The following is a 20377-nucleotide window of genomic DNA, read 5'->3' as shown; positions in this document are numbered from 1 at the left end:
TGTATGAATCCCCAGAAAAAAATAGCCCTCGTAACACCCCAGCCCAAACGGAGCTACAAATCGCCCAAACTCAATAAGCTGGGCAACGTTAAAAAACTCACCCTCAAGAGTGGTTCATCCGTGGATGGCTTTGGCTCGTTTGGTTGAGGAATGTGCTTTGTAATAGCCCCCTGAGTATTCATTGAGTGCCTCTGTCCTTGATAGGCGCACTCAATCAATACTCAGGGGGCTCATTGGTTAACACTAATTACACTACTGTTTAAAACCGGTTTGCGCAAAGCATTGGCCAATAATCGTTTGGTGCCAACTTCTTCTCTCCCTTCTATGGCTCATTTTTTACGTATCGCTCCCAAGCGAGAAACCGTGTTGAACTTGCTTACCTCTACCCGCTGGGTCTTAGCCTTCTGGCTGCTGAGCTGTTTAGCCACTCACGCCCAAACCACCTGGACTAGTCAAACAGCCGCATCCACTAATGTCTGGCAGTCGGTTACCTACGGCAATGGGGTATTTGTGGCCATTTCCCAATACGGCCCGGTCATGACCAGCCCCGATGGGGTCACCTGGACCAGCCGAACAGCCGCATCCACTAGTGTCTGGTCTTCAGTCACCTACGGCAATGGGGTATTTGTGGCCGTTTCGTACGACGGCAAAGTCATGACCAGCCCAAATGGCAGCACCTGGACCAGCCGAACAGCCGCATCCAATAATCAATGGTCTTCAGTCACCTACGGCAATGGGGTATTTGTGGCCGTTTCGTCCAGCGGCAAAGTCATGACCAGCCCCGATGGAATCACTTGGACCAACCAAATAGCCGCCACCAATGATGCCTGGTATTCGGTTACCTACGGCAATGGGGTATTTGTGGCCGTTTCTCAAGACAGCAAAGTCATGAAGTCCGTGGCCTCGGCCCTGCCCGTGACGCTGATCAACTTCCAAGCCAAAACAACAACCCAAAACTCCGTCCAACTCAACTGGACGACTTCCCTGGAAACCGATAACAAAGGCTTTCAACTCGACCGCAGCAAAGACCTTATCCACTTCGAAACAGTTGGCCAAATCCCCGCCGAGGCCGCCAACAGTCAGGCCATCAAACACTACCAGTTCACCGACCAGACGCCTTTCACGGGCACCTCGTACTACCGGCTCACCCAAACGGATTTGTCGGGCAAGGCCACGGTCTATCCCGCCGTTTCGGTGGTGATTCGGGAGGACGCTTACGGGGTGTATCCGAACCCGGTGGTTAGCGAGGGCGGCTTTGTGCTACGTCTGGATGAACCCCAGACGGCCATTCTGGGCTTTTTTAGCCCCCAGGGACGGGCCATCCCCCTCCAGAAAATGGGCCTCCAGTCGGGCAACCTCCTCTTGAAAGCCAGCGGCTCCCTAGCTACAGGCGTGTATGTACTGACGGTGGAGGAGCGGGGCCAAACCCGCCAGCACCGGTTGGTGGTTCAGTAGTCTCAGTTGTTTTATCCAATCCTCTTCTAGTGTATGAATTCCCAGAAAAAAATAGCCCTCCTAACACCCCAGCCCAAACGGAGCTACAAATCGCCCAAGCTCAATAAGCTGGGCAACGTCAAAAAACTCACCCTTAAGAGTGGCTCATCCGTCGATGGCTTTGGCTCGTTTGGTTGAGGGAGCGGTGAGTGCCTGGTCGACCGGGCGTATCAACGAGACCTGTTCAGGGCTGGAACGCCCAGGTCACTAAAAGATTGAGCCTGTCCGGTTGGGGCAAGCCTATTCATTATTAAGGCCAGCCCTTTGCCCAAGCGGTCAGGGGCTGGCCTTGTCCAATACATCACCTTTTCCTGTAACCGTGTACCTGCCTCTACCAGCTATCATGCCCCGGCCCGTCGTGGCCCGGCCTTTATCAGTCTCGGCGTTTCGGCAAGGAGCCGATGTTAACTCAGCCCTCTACCCGGTTTTGGGTTGCCAGCCCATTGGCCCCCCCCCGCATCGACAACGGCCCCTGAGCGGTCTGCGTTTGGTAGTCTGGCTGGTGCTGTGGGCTGGGATTACGTTGGTCTCCCCACTGGCCGTATTTGGCCAGACGCTGGCCTGTGCCTCCGATGGCTCAACCTGGACAGCCCAAACGGCGGTTGAGGGTAATTGGACTTCGGTCACGTATGGCAATGGCTTGTTCGTCGCTGTGGGTATGCAAGGTCCCCTCACCAACCAGGTGATGACCTCCCCTGATGGTATCAACTGGACAGCCCGAACGGCGGCTGGGAGCGCTGTATGGCTCTCGGTCACTTACGGCAACGGCCTGTTTGTGGCCGTGGCTCGATCAGGCTTTCAAGTGATGACCTCCCCCGATGGCATCACCTGGACAGGTCAAACCTCGGCTGAGTTAAATACATGGAACTCGGTCACCTACGGCAAGGGTCTGTTTGTGGCCGTGGCTGGTACTGGTACCTATCGGGTGATGACCTCCCCCGATGGCATCACCTGGACAGGTCAAACGGCGGCTGAGGCTAACGCATGGTCTTCGGTCACCTACAACCAGGGTCTGTTTGTGGCCGTGGCTCAATCGGGAACTAATCGGGTGATGACCTCCCCCGATGGTATCACCTGGACTGCCCAAATGGCGGCTGAAGCTAACACATGGATTTCAGTTACCTACGGTAATGGCCTGTTTGTGGCTGTGGCTCAATCGGGCACCAATCAGGTAATGACCTCCCCGGATGGTATCACCTGGACGGCCCAAACGGCGGTTGAGGCTAATCCTTGGCGCTCGGTCACCTACGGCAATGGCCTGTTTGTGGCCGTAGCTCGGTCGGGCACCAACCAGATAATGACCTCCCCGGATGGTATCACCTGGACGGCCCAAACGGCGGCACAGGCTAATTATTGGAACTCGGTTACCTACGGCAACGGGACGTTTGTGGCTGTGGCTCAATCGGGTACCAATCAAGTGATGACTGCAACCGGTAGCCTTTCGGTGAGCATTACCGCCACGCCCAGCCTGACCATCACATCAGGTGGCAACGTCACCCTCACCGCCACAGGTGCCACCAACTATAGCTGGAACAATGGCACAAGCGCCAACCCCCTGGTGGTCACCAACCTGACCACGGCCACCTCCTACTCGGTCACGGGCACCACACCGGGCTGTTCGGCAACGGCAACAGCCACCGCATCGCTCAGTGTAACCGCTCCCTTACCCGTAGCTTTAGTATCCTTTACGGCCCAGGCCCAGCCCAACCACAGCGTGGATCTAGCCTGGACGACCTCCCTGGAAACCGATAACAAAGGCTTTCAACTCGACCGTAGCAAAGACCTTGTTCACTTCGAGACCGTGGGCCAAATCCCCGCCGAGGCCACCAACAGTCAGGCCATCAAACACTACCAGTTCACCGACCAGACGCCTTTTATGGGTACCTCGTACTACCGGCTCACCCAAACGGATTTGTCGGGCAAGGCCACGGTCTATCCCGCCGTTTCGGTGGTGATTCGGGATGAAGCCTACGGGGTGTATCCGAACCCCATCGTCCATGAAGGCGGCTTTGTGCTGCGGCTGGATGAACCTCAGACGGCCATTCTGGGCTTTTTTAGCCCCCAGGGACGGGCCATCCCCCTCCAGAAAATGGGCCTCCAGTCGGGTAATCTGCTCTTGAAAGCCAGTGGCTCTCTGGCTGCAGGCGTGTATGTACTGACGGTAGAGGAGCGGGGGCAAACCCGCCAGCACCGGTTAGTGGTTCAGTAGTCTCAGTTGTTTTATCCAATCCTCTTCTAGTGTATGAATCCCCAGAAAAAAATAGCCCTCGTAACACCCCAGCCCAAACGGAGCTACAAATCGCCCAAGCTCAATAAGCTGGGCAACGTCAAAAAACTCACCCTCAAGAGTGGCTCATCCGTCGATGGCTTTGGCTCGTTTGGTTGAGGGAGCGGTGAGTGCCTGGTCGACCGGGCGTATCAACGAGGCCTGCTCAGGGCTGGAACGCCCAGATCACTAAAAAATTGAGCCTGTCCGGTTGGGGCAAGCCCAGTCATTACTAAGGCCAGCCCTTTGCCCAAGCGGTAAGGGGCTGACCTTGTCCAATACATCACCTTTTCCTGTAACCGTGTACCTGCCTCTACCAGCTATCATGCCCCGGCCCGTCGTGGCCCGACTTTCCGAATAGGTTTAGCACACCCTCACATTTTATCACTGTTTTCTGGCAATGCTACCAGCAAACGCCCACTGAGTACATGGCCAACCGAACGTAATGCAACACTATTTGCCATTTAATTGATCTATTCTGGAAGGGTGGCCCAAATATGACGGAGTCTTGGTCTTTAAAGCGTGTTCTTTGACAGAAAATTTGTCTGTACGATTCCATTAAGCATTTACCTGGTTTTATGTCATCTCCTACCCCGTGCACGTGGTACTGGATTCACTATGCCAGTCTGACAACCGTATTTCCCGTTCTTATCTGTTTACTCGCTTTTTCATATCTACTCCCTCTTCTATGTCCTGTACACGTTTACTTTTTGCGCTGCTCACCCTGAGCAGTCTTTATTCAGCCAAGGCTCAGACCGGCTCGCTGTCGATCAACACCGATGGCTCAACGGCCGACGGCTCGGCCCTGCTCGACGTAAAGAGTACTAACCAGGGTATACTCGTGCCCCGTATGAACGCCCAGCAGCGTGGACTCATCAGTAGCCCGGCTACGGGTCTGTTGGTGTACCAGACTGACGGCACTGCCGGATTCTATTTCTACAATGGCACGGCCTGGACCTCGCTGAGTGCGTCGGGAACTACCGGCCCGAAAGGGGACAAAGGCGACACTGGCGCGACTGGTCTACCTGGTGCTACAGGACCCGAAGGAGCGACCGGCCCCATTGGCCTAACTGGCCCGGCTGGATCAACAGGAGCGCCAGGCATACAGGGTAATAAAGGTGATACCGGCTTAACAGGAGCAACTGGCCCGGAAGGTGCTACCGGCCCCGCCGGACAGGGCGTACCCACGGGCGGCACCACCGGGCAGGTGTTGAGCAAAATTGACGGCGCCAACTACAACACGCAGTGGACAACGCCCAGCGCGGGCGGTGGGGCCAGTCTCTACACGACCGACGGAACGCTAACCGGCAACCGCACCATTACATTGGGCGGCAACACGCTGGATTTTGCCGGTACCGGCAGTCTCGGCCTGAACGACAATGCGCTGCGTTTACGCGCAGCCAGCAACGGCAACCATTTCCTGAAGTATGATGCCAGCACAGACGGCCCCCATTTATCCGGCTTAACGGGTGGTAAGCTGAGCTATGGCGCAGGCGGCACCAACACGGCCCTAAGCTGGAGCAACAGCGGGGTAGATATCATCGGCAGCAGGGTATTGATCGACGGCAGCAGCAACGGGGTATTTCTCAACGGCAGCAGCAGCAGCAGGGTATATGTCAGCAACGGGGTAGATATCAACGGCAGCAGCAACGGGGTATATCTCAGCGGCAGCGGGGTATTTGTCAACAGCGGCAGCAACCGCTTCAGTTTACCCACCAGCCGGGGCACGAACGGGCAAGTGCTCATAACCAATGGCAGTGGCAGCACAAGCTGGGGCTTTTTGGCGGGTTCCCCCTCTATACCGACGGCTTACCCCAATGTGGAAGTTAGCACAGCTTTCACTTCACAGCAGGCAATTTCGTCGCTAAGCACCGGGTCAACTTTTACGACGCTCAACTTTCCATCCAGCAATGGAGCGAATGCCGTCCTTACGGGTAGCAACACCTGGAACGGCACCACCTTCACTGTGGGGAGCGAGGGAGCCGGTTGGTATCAGATTACGGGAAATTTCGTGGGGGTGTCATCCGGCTCCAATGGGGCTTTCAATATTGGCTATCAAGTGGTACTCGATAAGAACAGCCGTTTCGGTACGTCGCCCAACGCGGGTACTTATCCGCTTGCTTTCACTACATACGACAGTTCGAGCAGCAGCTTATTCCTTAAAAACCACTCGTTGTTGCAAACCGTCGTGTATCTGTCGGCAGGTGATAACCTGAGCTTCCGCGCCCAGTCGTTCGGCGACAGTACCATTGCCTACACCAGCACCGATGGTAGTAGCAACGTGCAAATTGTGCGGATACGGTAGAGGGTGAACTCCTTCTTTCAAGTCAGTATAACCGTAACGGCGGGACCCAAAAAGCCGATGATAGAGTAGGTGAATTTTCATTCGCTTGTCCTGTTGGCGGCATTCGGGTTCTCCTTCACCGGTCATAACCGAACCTCGTTGTACCGCTTTGTTATCGAAAAATAACATCAACAACCGGGCTGACGGCCACTGTCAGTCAGCCCGGTACTTTTCTCTATGGTATTCATATATTTCCTTCATTTATATGCATCATCCTTTACGCTTAGCGGTTGCTCTCCGGCCTAACCGGATGCTGGCGCTCGGGCTGCTGCTGGCCATCGTCGGCAGCACAATGGCCCAGCCTACTCTGACCATTAGCCCCAATACCCGCGTGGGCGGTACCGGGGCCGTGCAGCTCGTCTACGGGGGCGGTGCCTTGACTAACAACAGTTCGCTCAGCCTTGCTGCCGGTCAGTTCACCGGCCCTGTCACCTACGGCGGCACCGGCATGGCCACCGTAGCTACAGTGGTTTTCAATCACAATACCGGAACCAGCACCCTCAACAGCCTGCTATCGGTGACGGGCACGGCCACGCTCAACGCCAATGCCGCCCTCAACGCCAACGGCCAGCTGTATATCCGCTCCGATCTATCGGCCAGCGCCAACCTGATCAACAATGGACTGCTGACGGGCACTGTGCAGGGGTTGATTACGCGAGCCAGTGCCACCTCGGGCAGCTACAACTACCCCACCACGTTGTCGGTCAACGTCAGCGGGTCGGTGATGCAATACCAGTGGCAGTCATCGTCCAACAACAGTGCCTGGACTAACCTACCCGGCGCAACGGGAGCCACCTACACCACCAATGTAACGTCGTCCCTTTTCTACCGTTGCCTGCTCACCACCACCAACACCGCCTACAGTCAGCCTACGGAGTCAGTGAGTCTAAATACCCCGTTGCCCGTCACATTGCTTTATTTCAATGGGCGCATGACCGAAGCGGGGGCACTGTTGGGCTGGCAAACGGCCATGGAGGTGGAAAACGCCCACTTCCAGATCGAGCGCAGCCGGGATGCCCGCAGCTTTGAGTCCATCGCCACCATACCCAGTCAGGCTACCGGGGGAAACTCGCATCTTGCCTTGACCTACAGCTATCTGGATGGGAAACCCCTGGCCGGTATCAACTACTACCGGCTGGTGCAGACCGACCGCAACGGCACTCAGACCCGTAGCTCGATCATTGCCCTCAGCCGGGAGAACAACCCGTCCGTTTTGTTTCCCAACCCGTTGACTTCCGGGGGCGAAGCCACCATTGAGCCAGCCATCACCTACACCGCCTATCAGATCATTGACGGGTTGGGGCGCGTGGTGCGGCAGACCGATAAACCGGGGGTGCTCAACGGGGTAGGGCTGGGCGAGCTGCCGGCCGGGAGCTACCTGCTGCGGGTCGAAACGACCAATGGGCCGGCTTGGTTGGTGCGGATGGTCAGGCCGTAGGTAGTCTCATTTATTTTATTCACTTATCACCTAGTTCATGAATCCCCCGAAAAAAATAAACCTCGTAACACCCCAGCCCAAACGGAGCTACAAATCGCCCAAGCTCAATAAGCTGGGCAACGTTAAAAAACTCACCCTTAAGGGTGGTTCAGCCGTCGATGGCTTTGGCAGTACTGAGGGATGAGCTTGGCTCCATGTTTCTTTTGCATGAGGCAGGTACTGGTCTATATAGTCAGTTTAAACGAATAGACCCCTGGGCACAGACTGCGATAGGTGTTTTGTGGTCAACAGTCGAGTAGCCCTCACCTGATTTTTAATCGTTCTTGCCTATAACTCAGCGTATGATTAGAAACATTCTCGTTACCGGTCATTGCTTTGAGTTATGTTTTTGGACTTCAGATTTATACGTCGGTTTAGGCGTAAACAGTATTTTTCCGGGCTGCCTGAATAGAGAGTTGGTGGCCCTTTTTATGGGCCACCATTTTTTATAGGACATCCTGTTATGAATTCGTAAGGATGTTTGAATGACCATCGGTAGGATACAAAGGAGTAGAGACCTTTTCTAGGATCTGTTAAACCGTATGCTATGGATAGTAGTGGACATGTTTAAAAAACGCTTATTAGTCCATGAATTGATCTACAAGACAACCAATACGCTAATTACCTGATTTTAGGGGGGTAAGTGTTGAGAACTCTACAAACTAATTTACTGGTTAATGAGGTAACTCTTTGCGGCAGCCGTCCTGTCGAGTTACTAAAAAAATCCCATGTACAACTTTACTGCTGACCTCAACATAATCGGCGTGAACCCCTTTGTGTTTGTACCCCAAGAGATTTTAGAGCCGATTCTTAGCCACGCCAGCAACCAAAAAGGGAAAATTCCGGTACGTGGCACTATCAACCAACTGCCCTACCAACAGACCTTAGTCAAATACAGTGGCGACTGGCGGCTTTACATCAACACCAGTATGCTGAAAAATTCGCCCAAACGAATTGGTGAGACCCTTGAGATTATGATCGAGGTTGACCCCACCGACCGACGCCTGAAACTTCACCCCCAGTTAAGGGAAGCACTGCAGGCCAACCCACCCGCCAAGGCAATATTTGAGAGCTTACGCCCTTCGCTGCAACACGAGATCGTGCGCTACATAACTAAGCTGAAAAGCCAGGAAAGTATTGACCGAAACGTTGGCAGAGCTATCAATTTCTTGCTGGGAAATGGTCGATTTATTGGGAGAGCAAAGCCCTAAGAACATGACCGAATGCTACGGAATAGAATAGACAACTAGTAAAAAACTGGCTTTTCATAGCCCCTCGCCGTCTACACCGCCCGCCACAGGCGCAATTCTTCCACACCCATGATCAGCTCACTGAAGTTAGTCTGAGCGCCATTTCGAACGAGCTGGATTCGGCTGGATCCAGTCAAGTAAGGCCCGCCTGTTTTGAGTTAACGTATGTCGGTCACACCCTGAATGCCCGGCTGGTGATTGCTGATCAAGTGGTTAACCGAAGTAGCTTTCAATTGGATCAGGCCGGCTATCCGCTAGCGCTAACCCCAGTGTAGGGGCCGTGATGGGATTGGTGGGCTTAGATAATGCCCTTACCCGGAATAACCTGCGCTACCGAACCGTGCAGCATTGTACGGCCTTGGCTGGCTGCACTACCAGCAAGTTAGTTGATGAAACGCCGGGCACGAATTCACGTGCTTTTCCGACTCAGCGCAGCGCCCCGGTGGGTGTGATGGGCACCTACTTTTACACGATCACTTATCAGTAATTAATCAAGCGTGTGCTACGAATTGAGTTAGACAGACAGATAGTAAAACCAGGATTTAAACAGACAAACCCGTTATCTGACTATTTTTCATCCTTCGGCTACTATAGTACCGATTACTCAACAGTCTGCAATCCAACCATATTACCTTAACTGGGGTCATATAGAAAGACGAACTAACTCCTTGATCAATGAAAACAAGTGTGTTGAGCTTATGGCTACTAGTCACTTTTGGCATCATCAGTTGTCACAAAACAGACCCGGTTGACCCCCAGGCCTATCCCCTGAAAGAATATACACTGGATTTACAGCAAGCCAGGCGGTGGTTACCGGGTAAGTGGAAGCTGATTAAGGTATCCACGATGATTCCTAACCCCTCTGTACCGAATGTGGAACTGATTATCGATGAGAACTGGATCCGCCTTATCCAAGACGGTATTCAGACCGACCAGGTTGATTATACAATTGAAAAGTCTGATTATGGTCTACTGATTAAAACCAATGCACAACCCAGAGAAGACAACTGGTATGTGCGTGATCCTGGCGTACTGATTAATCAGAACCGAATGTATTTGGATTTGGGCCGGGCTCAGGACTTACCAGCCTATGAATTCAGTAAAGTATCAATTGTTCTATGAAGCCATGACTGTTAGCCGTGAAAACTGCTGAAACCGTCCAAATGAAATCCTTGTGATGCGTTTATTTACCTGGATACAACCGAATTCCTCGAAAAGGAGTCTTGCCAGAAAATTCATCCACCATTCACCCGGTTAAACAACCATGAATTACAGCATTCGTTTACTTTCGGTTTGCCTTCTCCTTCTGTTTTCGGCCTGTGACAAAAATGATTTAAAACCCGAAACCATTACGATGCGTGTAGCTGATCACTATAAAGATTGTACAGGTGTCGGTCCACAGAAGTGCCTGTGGGTCAAAATGGAGGAAAACCCTACCTGGACGTTGCATTACTCTGGCATTGAAGGCTTTGCCTACGAAGAAGGTTTCGAATACACACTAACCGTCAAACGGGAACGGGTTGAAAACCCACCGATGGATGGATCAAGCATACGTTACAGGCTGGTGAAGGTGGTTGAAAAGACTAAAAGATAAACGCCTTCTCACCGGTCAGTCCCAGAGGCTGGCCGTTTTCATTTCCAGATGCCAGTCATGTGCTCTTCGGGGCTTTCGTAGATGCTTTTCCCATTAAATTCTTGCCCATACACCCTTTCTTTACCCTCATTTAAGAAGCAGGTTCATGAAGGTTCTTCGTCTCTAGTGGAAGCTTTTTATGAGACAATCACTTTTTAATGTTTGTCAACTTCAGTTAGTCGCATACGCCTGTTTTACAATTGGTTTGTCACTTAGGATAGATAGCGTCTTACATACTGCAACTAGCTGAGCCTATAAACACTGGGGGCACGGATGACGCTACCGTTGGGTTTGCAACGAATGGTCGGCGAGTGTCGTTACACCAGCAGCCCATGGCTACACGCAAAATTTATTTCCCCTACCGCTTATGAATAAGAAAGGACCCATCATTGTTATTGAAGATGATGAGGACGACCAGATCCTGTTAACGCAGGCCATTAAAAAACTAGCCATTCGAAATGAAATTATCTTTTTCCAGGATCCTGAAGAAGCGCTTACCTACTTACTGTCGACCGATATTGAGCCATTCATCGTTCTGTCGGATATCAATATGCCCAAATTAAGCGGACTCGAACTCCGAGAGAAAGTACATGCCAATGAGAGCCTGCGCTTAAAATGCATTCCCTACTTATTCTTTACCACCAGCGCCGAGCAGCAACACGTCATTGACGCCTACTCCAAGTCAGTCCAGGGCTTTTTTGTCAAGCCCAGCAGTTTGGACAAACTCGAACAGATGATGCGAAAAATAATCGACTACTGGCAGGAATGTACGTCGCCTGACTTTGTCGGTTAATCAACATTAAGCCCTATCCACGTTTATTGGCGTGTTGGCAGGCCAGTAGTAGAGTGTCTTTAAGCCGGTTGACATCCGCCTGCTTGGAGAGATAGCTGATAGCCCCGGCTTCATAAAAACTAGTTATCTCCGAATGGGAAGCATCCGCACTCATCATCACAACCGGAAGGGAGCGGTAGTGGGGTTGTTTCTTTAAGGCATCCAGGAAATTCTGGCCACTCGTGAACAAACGTAACGAATAGGACGGCATGTATCGCTTAAAGACGATTTCAACCAGCAGGCGATAATCAGCGTCATCATCAACGAGACAGACCACATCGGACGGCGATTGAAGCGACTCAAAAGAAGGCAGTGCCATAAGGGGCTGTTTACTGACCAACATCCGGCTGTACGGTTCGTTCCGGAGTTAGTAAGTCCAAATAGGGCAGCCAGGCGAAAAACTAGTCTACCCAAACGGGATAGGCCAGTCAAAGAATAAACACGTAAGCTTGTGGTTTGAAACCGGAGTAAAGATAAGATACTGGTCCATTCCTAGGCAACGGATAGTCATTGACAGTACTTTACCAGGCAGCCCGATTAAACGTCCCATTCAAAAAGAAGACACATGAAAGTGTATTCGTCTCAAGCGGGAGCGTTTCAGTGAGACGTTAATTTTTTAGTCATTATCCAACACAATCAGCTGCATACGCCTTTGGTTCGAAACTTTCCTGTGGTCTGATGCTGACTCCCTGATTGTTCAGACTATAATATGAATTTATCTAAATAGACATTAAAGATTAAGGCTTAAATTTGTACTATAGCCTCAATAAGTTGACAAATTTGATTAGTATATCTAATCATCTGAATGGCTAATTTCGTTTAATCATGGCCATGGCTACCTATTCTAAATTCTGCATATTGGCGTTCGTGTTCTTTATTTCTTGTACTCAGAAGGAAAAACCTAAATACACCATTGGCTTTTCGCAATGCATGATGAGTGATAATTGGCGAAAAGACATGTATCAGGGAATGAAACGAGAGCTCTCATTTTACCCGGATATGTCGATGGAGATGAAGGTAGCGAATGGTGATTCCAAAAAACAAAATGAACAGATACAGGAGTTTGTAACGCAGAAAGTCGATTTATTAATTGTGTCGCCCAATGAGAAAGATGCCAATACGTCTTCGATCAACCAGGCGTATCTGTCTGGTATACCCGTCATTATTTTAGATCGACGCATTTCTTCCACCAAGTATACCGCTTTCGTAGGGGCCGAAAATTACCTGGTCGGCCAAAACGCGGGTATATACGCGAATACACTGCTCAAAGGACATGGAACCGTTCTGGAAATTAGTGCGGCCCCGAATACGTCTCCCTCCATTGATCGTCACCTGGGCTTTGTCCAGGCCTTGAAGAAGTATCCGGCCATTACCTATTCCGGTATTATCTGGCAAAACGACCAGCTTGATCAAACCTTACCCGCCTATTTAAAAGCACACCCTCAAATCGAATTAATCTACGCGCACTATGATCGCTTAGCCTTAATTGTGTCGGAAATCTGCCAATCGTTGGGCCTGAGAAAGAAGATTAAACTAATTGGTGTTGATGGCTTGGCAGGTAAAAATGAAGGACTTGATTTAGTAAAAAAAGGGTTGATCGACGCGACAATCTTATACCCGGCCGGTGGTGAAGAAGCCATCAAGAACGCCGTCAGCATCTTAACCAAAAAGCCTTTCAAACGGGAAAACAAACTTTTTACGACGGTTATCAACCCAGATAATGTGGGGATAATGTTGGCCCAGTACCAAAAAATAAGGGAACAGCAGCAGTCGATCGAGAGACAGACGTACAAATTACTGGATCTGAGTCGGATCTATTCTTCACAAAAAAAAGCAGTTGGTGTTCTCCTCGCATTATTAACCCTTGTCGTCCTGTTTGGCGCAGTCCTTTTATCGCTATTGCGTGAAAAACAGCAATCCAATAAGGTGCTGGCTCAACAAAAAGAGGAAATTGAACGAATATCGGCGCAGGCCAGGCAGGCTACCGAAGATAAGATGCGCTTTTACTCCTATATCTCTCATGAATTCAAAACGCCACTCAGCCTGATTCTAACCCCGGCGGATGATTTACTCAATCGAAAAACCTATGATGGTAAAGAAGGGAAACGAGTGCTGGAGCTTATTCGAAAAAATGCTAATCGCCTGTTGAAGCTAGTTGATCAGGTTTTGGATTTACGGCGAATTGATGCCGGAAAAATAGAGCTGCTTACCGCTACCCACGATCTGGTAAAATTCATTCAGGAAATTGTGAATGACTTTTCGTTTACAGCCCGAAAACAGCAGATCGATTTACAGTTTATCCATCAATTGCCTGAACTCCCCTACACCTTCGACGCCGAAAAACTCGATAAAGTTCTATTTAACCTGCTGTCCAATGCCTTTAAGTACACCGCTCCCGGCGGCCTGATCCATGTGTCTTTGACGCGCTCAGCCGACAGTATAAAACTGATCATAACCGATAATGGTGTTGGCATGGATGCTATCGACAAAGCCCATGCCTTTGATTTATACTACCGGGGCAGTCAATCCGCTTCCTTAGGATCCGGGTTAGGCCTGGCCTTATCGCAGGAGTTTGTGCTGCTCCATCAGGGTGAAATAACGTTAACGTCAGAACAGGGAAAAGGCACCACGTTCACAATCACTTTACCCTACAGCCCGCCACAGGACCCAATACAGCTAACAGCCACTCCGGCGTTTGATCATAGCGTGGAGACCGAGACAGACACTCGGGTTGTTGACGCAGCGTCGAGTGCCGATCAGTCGATGGTGATCATTGAAGACAATAGCGAGTTATTGACTTTTTTACAAAGCCGGTTCGCCGGAAGCTACCGTATTCTACCCGCCGAAACCGCCGAAAAAGGGTGGGAGCTTATTTTGCAGAATATTCCGGACATCATTTTAAGTGATGTCACCCTACCCGGTCAGAGTGGAATCTGGCTGACGCAGCGGGTAAAAGAGGATTTCCGGACGTCGCATATTCCCGTGATTTTAATAACGGCCAAGGGAGGGTTGGAAAATCAGCTGGAAGGTACCGAAGCCGGTGCCGATGCCTATATCCCCAAGCCGTTTAACCAGCAGCTGCTGGAAGTAAAGGTCAGGAATCTGCTTGGCAATCGGGATCGCATGAGAAGGCGGTTTTCCAATGAAATCACGAACCCACAGCAAGTGCAGTCGAAGGAGCGAAAATTTTTACTCGACTTTGAATTATTACTCGAAAAACACATCAATAGTAATCAGTTATCGGTCGAAAACCTGAGCCGTGAACTGGGGATGTCAAGAGTACAGCTTTACCGGAAAATTACGGCGCTGACCAACAAAAATGTAAACGACTATATCGCGGACTACCGGATTAAGAAGGCCAAACAACTCCTGGGTGACCAGGCAAAGAATATCTCTGAAATCGCCTATGCCTTAGGATTTAAAGACCCCGCTTACTTTGCAACCTTCTTTCGGCAGAAAGTGGGTCAAACTCCTTCAGACTGGCGAAATTCATAATGTATCAATTTTACAGGCGTTGTATCAAAATTACATTAAATAGACAAAGCTCCACCTATATTACTGCTGATAATCAGCACATTAGTTAATGTATCAACTTTAGTGTTTTTTGAAAGGAGTTTGAAGGAGAAGGCATTATAGTTTCTGGAGATTTGATTCATCGAAAACGTCATAAACGATTTTCAACTCGATGAATCGAAAAACAAACATCCTCTTCTGGTCTGTTACTGCCGCGCTGGGCGGCTTCCTCTTTGGCTTTGATACGGCCGTTATTTCCGGGGTTGAGCAGTCACTCCAGACCCTATGGCATCTCAGTGTTTGGGAACATGGCCTCACCGTATCCATTGCGCTCATCGGTACGGTACTTGGGTCGATGCTGGGGGGTATTCCAGCCGAACAGTTGGGTCGCAAGAAAACGCTGTTTGGCATTGCCGTTCTCTACCTTATCGCGTCACTGGGTACAGCGCTGGCACCCAGTTGGGGCGTTTTCCTGCTCTTTCGACTGCTGGGAGGATTGGGCGTAGGCGCATCGTCGGTGGCTGCACCCATGTATATCACTGAGATTTCACCAGCCAAATCGCGCGGAAAACTGGTGGGCATGTTTCAGTTCAATGTCGTTTTTGGCATCCTGATTGCGTATCTGTCCAACTTTCTACTCGCCGATATTGGAACAGAAGCCTGGCGCTGGATGCTGGGCATTCAGGCAGTGCCTTCCATTATTTTCCTGCTTGCGGTACTCTACATTCCGGAAAGTCCCCGCTGGCTGTTGCTGAAAAGAGGGAATGTGACCCAGGCTCGTGAGGTGCTGAATCTGATTGATCCGGACACCGCCGAGCAAACCTTCCGCGCTATTAAGCAGAGTCAGGTTGATTCGGCGATTTCCCCCCGTCTGTTTTCGAAAACGTATAAGACCCCCGTTATGCTGGCCGTGTTGTTTGCGGTGTTCAATCAGGTATCGGGAATCAACGCCATTATCTACTACGCCCCCCGCATTTTTGAGATGACGGGGCTTGGTAAAAGTTCGTCTCTACTCTCTTCGGCAGGAATTGGGTTGATCAACCTGATCTTCACGCTGATCTCCATGAACCTGATTGATCGCTACGGTCGCCGGACGCTGATGAAAATCGGGTCGGTAGGGCTGATTATTACGTTGGGGCTGGTTGCCCGCGCCTTTTATGTTCAGGATTTCGGCCTGACGGTTCCCATTCTGCTCTTCGCCTACATAGCCTTTTTCGGTTTCTCACAAGGCGCTGTCATCTGGGTATTTATTGCCGAGATCTTTCCCAACGAAGTACGTGCCAGCGGACAGGCACTTGGCAGCTTTACGCACTGGCTCATGGCCGCCATCATCACCTTCACCTTTCCGTATCTGGCCGAGCAGTTCGGCGGAGGCAACACCTTCCTGTTTTTCTCTTTCATGATGGTGCTCCAACTGCTGTTTGTAGTTCGGCTGATGCCCGAAACAAAAGGGTCAAGCCTGGAAAAAATAGAAAGAACCGTTTTCGCTCACTAATCCCGTTTAATCATGACACCTAAAATTACCTGTTTTGGGGAAGTGCTGTGGGACGTTCTCCCCAACAGCAAACAACCTGGTGGAGCACCGATGAATGTGGCCGTAGATCTCCGAAACCTGGGGCTCAACGCTCAGATCATCAGTCGCGTTGGCAGTGATGAGTTAGGCCGGGAACTGCTTGACTTTCTGGAGGACAAGGGGTTGCCGCTCGACTTGATCCAAATCGGCCAGACTCACCTGACGGGCGTAGCCAAAGCCAATATCTCGGATGCCAACGAGGTGACCTATAAAATTGTCCAGCCCGTGGCCTGGGACTACATTCATCTGGACCCAATCCTGATTGATGTGGTTCAAACCAGCGATCTGTTTGTATACGGTAGCCTGGCGGCCCGCAGCCCGATGACGTTTGAAACGTTGCTGGCGCTGTTGGGAGCCGCCCGTAAGAAGGTATTCGATGTAAACCTGCGGGCACCCCACTACGAGCGAAATACGGTTGAACAGCTTCTTTACCAGGCTGATATCGTCAAGCTCAACGAGCATGAACTAGCGGAGTTAGTAAGCTGGTATGGCGATCAGCCTGACCTGAATCAGGCCATGAAGCAGCTCCGCGACCGATATGCCCTGGAGACCGTTTGTGTTACACTAGGCGAAAAAGGGGCTGCGATGCTGGACACCACCGGCTTTGTGCAACAGGTTGGCTTTCCCGTCGAGGTGACGGATACCATCGGCAGCGGTGACGCTTTTTTGGCAGGCTTTCTTTACAAAACACTATCCGGTGAATCCGCACAGAAAATCCTGGAGTTTGCCTGTGCCCTGGGGGCTTACATGGCTACGCAACCAGGCGCCACGTCCCCGTTCTCAGAAGCCACCGTTCAGGCTTTTTTAAGAAAAACCTCTCTTTCTATTCATTAAGTTAACCATTGATACCCTATGAACAAACATGTATTAGGATTGCTATTCTTGCTGATTAGCACCCATTTAGCGTTTTCGCAAAACCGATTAAATATCACGGGCAGCGTGCGTTCCAAAGTCGACAATATGGTCATGCCCGGCGTGACAATTGTTGAAAAAGGAACCCAGAACGGAACGACCACCAATGCCGACGGAACCTATAAGATTTCGGTATCGAACGGGGCAACGTTAACCTTCTCATTTGTCGGGATGCAGATCAAAGAGGTACCGGTTGGTAACGCCAGCACGGTCGATGTAGTCCTGGAAGATGATCTGCAAAATCTGAATGAGGTTGTTGTAACGGGCTATAAAGAAGAACGTAAAGCCGATTTAACGGGGGCTGTCGCCGTGGTTAAAGTGAGCGACATTAAAGACATGCCTGCTGCCAACGTGATGCAGAATTTACAGGGACGGGTAGCGGGTGTGTACATCCAGACGGATGGCAATCCGGGTGCCGGGGCCAATGTGCAGATTCGGGGCGTGGGAACACTCGGTGGAGGCACCGGTCCCCTCTACGTAATCGACGGTGTACCTACGACAGAAGGGCTGCAAACGCTCAATCAAAACGATATTGAGTCGATTCAGGTTCTTAAAGATGCCTCGGCGGCCAGTATCTACGGCTCAAGGGCGGGTAACGGGGTCATTATCGTTACGACCAAACGAGCCAAAAAAGGCGTAAGCCGCGTTGAATTCACCGCTTACGCAACCGCTCAAAATTACATTTCCAAGCTAAATGTTCTAAACACCGAGCAACGGGGACGCGTTTTCTGGCAGGCCGCTACCAACGATGGCGTTACGCCCACCAGCCCGCTCTATCAGTTTCAATCCAAAGTTGGTCCCAATGGTCAGCCAGTACTGGACAAAATCACGCTTCCCGAATTCATTGACGGTGAAAAAACCATGCGTCCGGCTGATACCCGCTGGTTCGACGAAGTATCCCGAACGGGGGTCATTCAATCGTACAATCTGAATCTGTCGAATGGGGGTGAGCGGGGAAATATGCTCTTTTCGCTCAATTACTTCAACCATGACGGCATCATTCGGGAGTCGAACCTGAACCGGATCATTGCCCGGATGAATTCCGATTATAGTTTTCTCAACGGCCGCTTGAAAGTGGGCGAAAACCTGATGTTTACCAAGACCCGTCAGACCGAGATCCCAACGGGTGATATCATGTACCTATCGCTGGTTCAACAGCCCATTGTACCGGTTCATTCGGTCGATGGAGGTTGGGGCGGCCCGGCACCCAGCATGACGGATCGGCACAACCCGGTACGGCTCATTGAGGATAATAAACAGAATAAAACCTACGGTGGGCGGCTATTCGGTAATGCGTTTATCGACCTGGAAGTTATCCCGAATTTGCACCTGCGCTCGAACGTGGGGGTCGATTACACCATGACCAGTTTGCGGTCGATGTATAAATCGTATAAATCAGGCTTTTTGTCCGATCCAACAAATCGGGTTACCAATAACAATAATTTCTTCGGCAACTGGGTATGGCAGAATACGCTGAATTATGCCGTAACGACCGGTAAAAGCCGCTTCGATCTGGTGGCGGGTAGTGAACAGATCAAATTCACCAGCCAGCAGTTTTCGGCTAGCCGACAGAGTTTTGCCCAGCAAACGCCTGACTACATGTACCTGGATGCTGGCTCGGGCAATAAAGATAATGGGGGCAACGGTACTGCCTACAGCCTGATGTCATTTTTTGGCAAGCTGAACTATGCGTATAACGACCGCTACCTTGCTTCGGTAACGGTCCGGCGGGATGGTTCATCCCGTTTTGGGGAAGCCAATCGCTATGGTGTATTTCCGGCCATGTCACTTGGCTGGCGCCTGAGTGAAGAGGCTTTCATCAAAAACCAGGTTCCGGCCTTGTCCGATTTGAAACTGCGCTTCGGCTGGGGACAAACGGGTAACCAGAACATTGCCAATAATGCCATCTATGCGCTGTACGTAGCCGACTACGGTATTGATCCCACCTGGACGGAAGATTCGGGAACCGCCTACGACTTAAACGGTACCAACACGGGCGGCCTGCCGTCAGGATTTCGACGCACACAACTAGGCAACAACAACCTGAAATGGGAAACGCTGACCCAGACGAACTACGGTATCGACTTTGGCTTTTTCAACCAAAAGCTGGCAGGCTCTGTCGATTATTTTGTAAAAAAGACAACGGATATTCTGGTGCAGCCACCGTATCTGGCCGTTGTTGGTGACGGGGGCGGCCGCTGGGTAAACGGCGCATCGCTTCAGAACAAAGGCATTGAAATCCAACTGGGTTATCAAAGCCGCATTGGGGATGTTAGTTACAATCTCTCCGGAAATGTATCGACATACCGCAACAAAGTGATTAGCCTGCCCGATGAAGTGGTCAATGCATACGGCGGGAATGGCACCACCGACAACATTCTGGGAAGGTCGATTAATTCAATTTACGGTTACGTAACGGACGGGTTGTTTCAGAACCAAAGTGAAGTCGATGCGGCCAGTCAGCAGATCGGCAAAGGGATCGGACGAATTCGCTACAAAGACCTCAATAACGATGGTAAGATCGACCAGACCGATCGTTCCTGGATTGGTATCAGAGACCCTAAATTCCTGTATGGATTCAACGCCGGTGCGTCGTATAAAGGCATTGATATCGCCTTCTTCTTCCAGGGTATACAGGGTAACGACGTATATAACGACAACAAAATCCTGACCGATTTTTCGTCCCTGTGGGCCGGTACCAACTGGGGCGCCCGGACGCTGAATGCCTGGTCACCCACCAACACCAGCTCGACGATTCCGGCGGTCACGCTAACCGACAAGAACAACGAAGGTCGCACCTCTACCTACTTTGTCGAGAATGGCTCGTATCTGAAGTTGCGTAACATTCAGATTGGTTATACGCTACCGAACGGATTGATTCAGCGGCTAAAAATGCAGCGGGCCCGCGTGTATGTACAAGGCCAAAATATATTGACACTAAAGCCCGCCAGTAAGGCAAACAAATACACCGGGGTTGACCCCGAAACGCCTAATAGCGCCTATCCTCAGCCCGCCATGTATACCGCCGGTATCAACTTCTCTTTCTAACCCAAGACGTTTCATTTTTTCATTCCAGCTCAAAC

The 20377-nt window shown here is 50.9% G+C and carries 18 protein-coding genes; 17 read left to right on the top strand and 1 reads right to left on the bottom strand.

Annotated features, from left to right (window positions below):
* Nucleotides 1–3: 3 nt before the first annotated feature.
* The 13 genes from CRO74_RS31610 to CRO74_RS15530 all read left to right on the top strand — a co-directional run bounded on the left by CRO74_RS31610 (nucleotide 4) and on the right by CRO74_RS15530 (nucleotide 11257).
* Nucleotides 4–147, top strand: a complete 144-nt coding sequence (locus tag CRO74_RS31610; RefSeq protein ID WP_179830211.1) for a hypothetical protein — start codon at nucleotides 4–6, stop codon at nucleotides 145–147.
* A gap of 177 nt (nucleotides 148–324) precedes the next feature.
* Nucleotides 325–1455: a T9SS type A sorting domain-containing protein gene (locus CRO74_RS15570; protein ID WP_097126940.1), complete on the top strand. Its 1131-nt coding sequence runs from the start codon at nucleotides 325–327 to the stop codon at nucleotides 1453–1455.
* A gap of 33 nt (nucleotides 1456–1488) precedes the next feature.
* Complete coding sequence (locus CRO74_RS31605; protein ID WP_179830212.1) at nucleotides 1489–1632, top strand: hypothetical protein; 144 nt, start codon at nucleotides 1489–1491, stop codon at nucleotides 1630–1632.
* 205 nt (nucleotides 1633–1837) lie between these two features.
* Nucleotides 1838–3703: a T9SS type A sorting domain-containing protein gene (locus CRO74_RS32000; RefSeq protein WP_245877860.1), complete on the top strand. Its 1866-nt coding sequence runs from the start codon at nucleotides 1838–1840 to the stop codon at nucleotides 3701–3703.
* Between the two features lie 33 nt (nucleotides 3704–3736).
* A complete protein-coding gene (locus tag CRO74_RS31600; protein WP_179830211.1) occupies nucleotides 3737–3880 on the top strand; it encodes a hypothetical protein in 144 nt (47 codons plus the stop codon).
* A gap of 568 nt (nucleotides 3881–4448) precedes the next feature.
* Complete coding sequence (locus CRO74_RS32315) at nucleotides 4449–6065, top strand: beta strand repeat-containing protein (RefSeq protein ID WP_097126939.1); 1617 nt, start codon at nucleotides 4449–4451, stop codon at nucleotides 6063–6065.
* A gap of 244 nt (nucleotides 6066–6309) precedes the next feature.
* A complete protein-coding gene (locus tag CRO74_RS15555; RefSeq protein WP_144035925.1) occupies nucleotides 6310–7542 on the top strand; it encodes a T9SS type A sorting domain-containing protein in 1233 nt (410 codons plus the stop codon).
* A 37-nt stretch (nucleotides 7543–7579) separates the two neighbouring features.
* A complete protein-coding gene (locus CRO74_RS31595) occupies nucleotides 7580–7726 on the top strand; it encodes a hypothetical protein (RefSeq protein WP_179830210.1) in 147 nt (48 codons plus the stop codon).
* A 583-nt stretch (nucleotides 7727–8309) separates the two neighbouring features.
* A complete protein-coding gene (locus CRO74_RS15550) occupies nucleotides 8310–8792 on the top strand; it encodes a YdeI/OmpD-associated family protein (protein ID WP_097126937.1) in 483 nt (160 codons plus the stop codon).
* 319 nt (nucleotides 8793–9111) lie between these two features.
* Nucleotides 9112–9318: a hypothetical protein gene (locus tag CRO74_RS15545; RefSeq protein ID WP_144035924.1), complete on the top strand. Its 207-nt coding sequence runs from the start codon at nucleotides 9112–9114 to the stop codon at nucleotides 9316–9318.
* A 188-nt stretch (nucleotides 9319–9506) separates the two neighbouring features.
* Complete coding sequence (locus tag CRO74_RS15540) at nucleotides 9507–9953, top strand: hypothetical protein (RefSeq protein ID WP_097126935.1); 447 nt, start codon at nucleotides 9507–9509, stop codon at nucleotides 9951–9953.
* 142 nt (nucleotides 9954–10095) lie between these two features.
* Nucleotides 10096–10425 carry a DUF4377 domain-containing protein gene (locus CRO74_RS15535; protein WP_097126934.1) on the top strand — a complete coding sequence of 110 codons (330 nt, stop codon included), beginning with the start codon at nucleotides 10096–10098 and terminating at the stop codon, nucleotides 10423–10425.
* A gap of 406 nt (nucleotides 10426–10831) precedes the next feature.
* On the top strand, nucleotides 10832–11257 hold the full coding sequence (locus CRO74_RS15530) for a response regulator (protein ID WP_097126933.1): 426 nt from the start codon (nucleotides 10832–10834) through the stop codon (nucleotides 11255–11257).
* A 13-nt stretch (nucleotides 11258–11270) separates the two neighbouring features.
* Here CRO74_RS15530 and CRO74_RS15525 read toward each other — a convergent pair whose 3' ends face one another.
* A complete protein-coding gene (locus CRO74_RS15525) occupies nucleotides 11271–11615 on the bottom strand; it encodes a response regulator (RefSeq protein ID WP_097127126.1) in 345 nt (114 codons plus the stop codon).
* A gap of 506 nt (nucleotides 11616–12121) precedes the next feature.
* Between CRO74_RS15525 and CRO74_RS15520 the strand changes: the two genes are divergently transcribed.
* The 4 genes from CRO74_RS15520 to CRO74_RS15505 all read left to right on the top strand — a co-directional run bounded on the left by CRO74_RS15520 (nucleotide 12122) and on the right by CRO74_RS15505 (nucleotide 20342).
* The gene (locus CRO74_RS15520; protein WP_097126932.1) at nucleotides 12122–14791 is read left to right on the top strand and encodes a substrate-binding domain-containing protein; all 2670 of its coding nucleotides are present in this window, start codon (nucleotides 12122–12124) and stop codon (nucleotides 14789–14791) included.
* A gap of 190 nt (nucleotides 14792–14981) precedes the next feature.
* Entirely contained in the window at nucleotides 14982–16304 is a 1323-nt protein-coding gene (locus CRO74_RS15515; protein WP_097126931.1) for a sugar porter family MFS transporter, read from the top strand.
* Between the two features lie 12 nt (nucleotides 16305–16316).
* Nucleotides 16317–17216, top strand: coding sequence for a carbohydrate kinase family protein (locus tag CRO74_RS15510; RefSeq protein WP_097126930.1), 900 nt, complete (start codon nucleotides 16317–16319; stop codon nucleotides 17214–17216).
* Nucleotides 17217–17234: 18 nt separating this feature from the next.
* Complete coding sequence (locus CRO74_RS15505; RefSeq protein WP_097126929.1) at nucleotides 17235–20342, top strand: SusC/RagA family TonB-linked outer membrane protein; 3108 nt, start codon at nucleotides 17235–17237, stop codon at nucleotides 20340–20342.
* The last annotated feature ends 35 nt before the right edge of the window (nucleotides 20343–20377 follow it).

Source organism: Spirosoma fluviale, from assembly GCF_900230225.1.
Lineage (GTDB): Bacteria > Bacteroidota > Bacteroidia > Cytophagales > Spirosomataceae > Spirosoma > Spirosoma fluviale.
Note: the sequence above shows the minus strand (reverse complement) of the source record. Positions and strands in the feature narration are given on the sequence as shown.

What these genes read in the sequence shown, in the direction of transcription:
- CRO74_RS15570 (WP_097126940.1), top strand. Translation starts at nt 325, where the DNA reads ATGGCTCATTTTTTACGTATCGCTCCCAAGCGAGAAACCGTGTTGAAC.
- CRO74_RS31595 (WP_179830210.1), top strand. Translation starts at nt 7,580, where the DNA reads ATGAATCCCCCGAAAAAAATAAACCTCGTAACACCCCAGCCCAAACGG.
- CRO74_RS31600 (WP_179830211.1), top strand. Translation starts at nt 3,737, where the DNA reads ATGAATCCCCAGAAAAAAATAGCCCTCGTAACACCCCAGCCCAAACGG.
- CRO74_RS15520 (WP_097126932.1), top strand. Translation starts at nt 12,122, where the DNA reads ATGGCCATGGCTACCTATTCTAAATTCTGCATATTGGCGTTCGTGTTC.
- CRO74_RS31610 (WP_179830211.1), top strand. Translation starts at nt 4, where the DNA reads ATGAATCCCCAGAAAAAAATAGCCCTCGTAACACCCCAGCCCAAACGG.
- CRO74_RS15540 (WP_097126935.1), top strand. Translation starts at nt 9,507, where the DNA reads ATGAAAACAAGTGTGTTGAGCTTATGGCTACTAGTCACTTTTGGCATC.
- CRO74_RS15505 (WP_097126929.1), top strand. Translation starts at nt 17,235, where the DNA reads ATGAACAAACATGTATTAGGATTGCTATTCTTGCTGATTAGCACCCAT.
- CRO74_RS15530 (WP_097126933.1), top strand. Translation starts at nt 10,832, where the DNA reads ATGAATAAGAAAGGACCCATCATTGTTATTGAAGATGATGAGGACGAC.
- CRO74_RS32315 (WP_097126939.1), top strand. Translation starts at nt 4,449, where the DNA reads ATGTCCTGTACACGTTTACTTTTTGCGCTGCTCACCCTGAGCAGTCTT.
- CRO74_RS15555 (WP_144035925.1), top strand. Translation starts at nt 6,310, where the DNA reads ATGCATCATCCTTTACGCTTAGCGGTTGCTCTCCGGCCTAACCGGATG.
- CRO74_RS15510 (WP_097126930.1), top strand. Translation starts at nt 16,317, where the DNA reads ATGACACCTAAAATTACCTGTTTTGGGGAAGTGCTGTGGGACGTTCTC.
- CRO74_RS32000 (WP_245877860.1), top strand. Translation starts at nt 1,838, where the DNA reads ATGCCCCGGCCCGTCGTGGCCCGGCCTTTATCAGTCTCGGCGTTTCGG.
- CRO74_RS15550 (WP_097126937.1), top strand. Translation starts at nt 8,310, where the DNA reads ATGTACAACTTTACTGCTGACCTCAACATAATCGGCGTGAACCCCTTT.
- CRO74_RS31605 (WP_179830212.1), top strand. Translation starts at nt 1,489, where the DNA reads ATGAATTCCCAGAAAAAAATAGCCCTCCTAACACCCCAGCCCAAACGG.
- CRO74_RS15535 (WP_097126934.1), top strand. Translation starts at nt 10,096, where the DNA reads ATGAATTACAGCATTCGTTTACTTTCGGTTTGCCTTCTCCTTCTGTTT.
- CRO74_RS15525 (WP_097127126.1), bottom strand. Translation starts at nt 11,615, where the DNA reads ATGGCACTGCCTTCTTTTGAGTCGCTTCAATCGCCGTCCGATGTGGTC.
- CRO74_RS15515 (WP_097126931.1), top strand. Translation starts at nt 14,982, where the DNA reads ATGAATCGAAAAACAAACATCCTCTTCTGGTCTGTTACTGCCGCGCTG.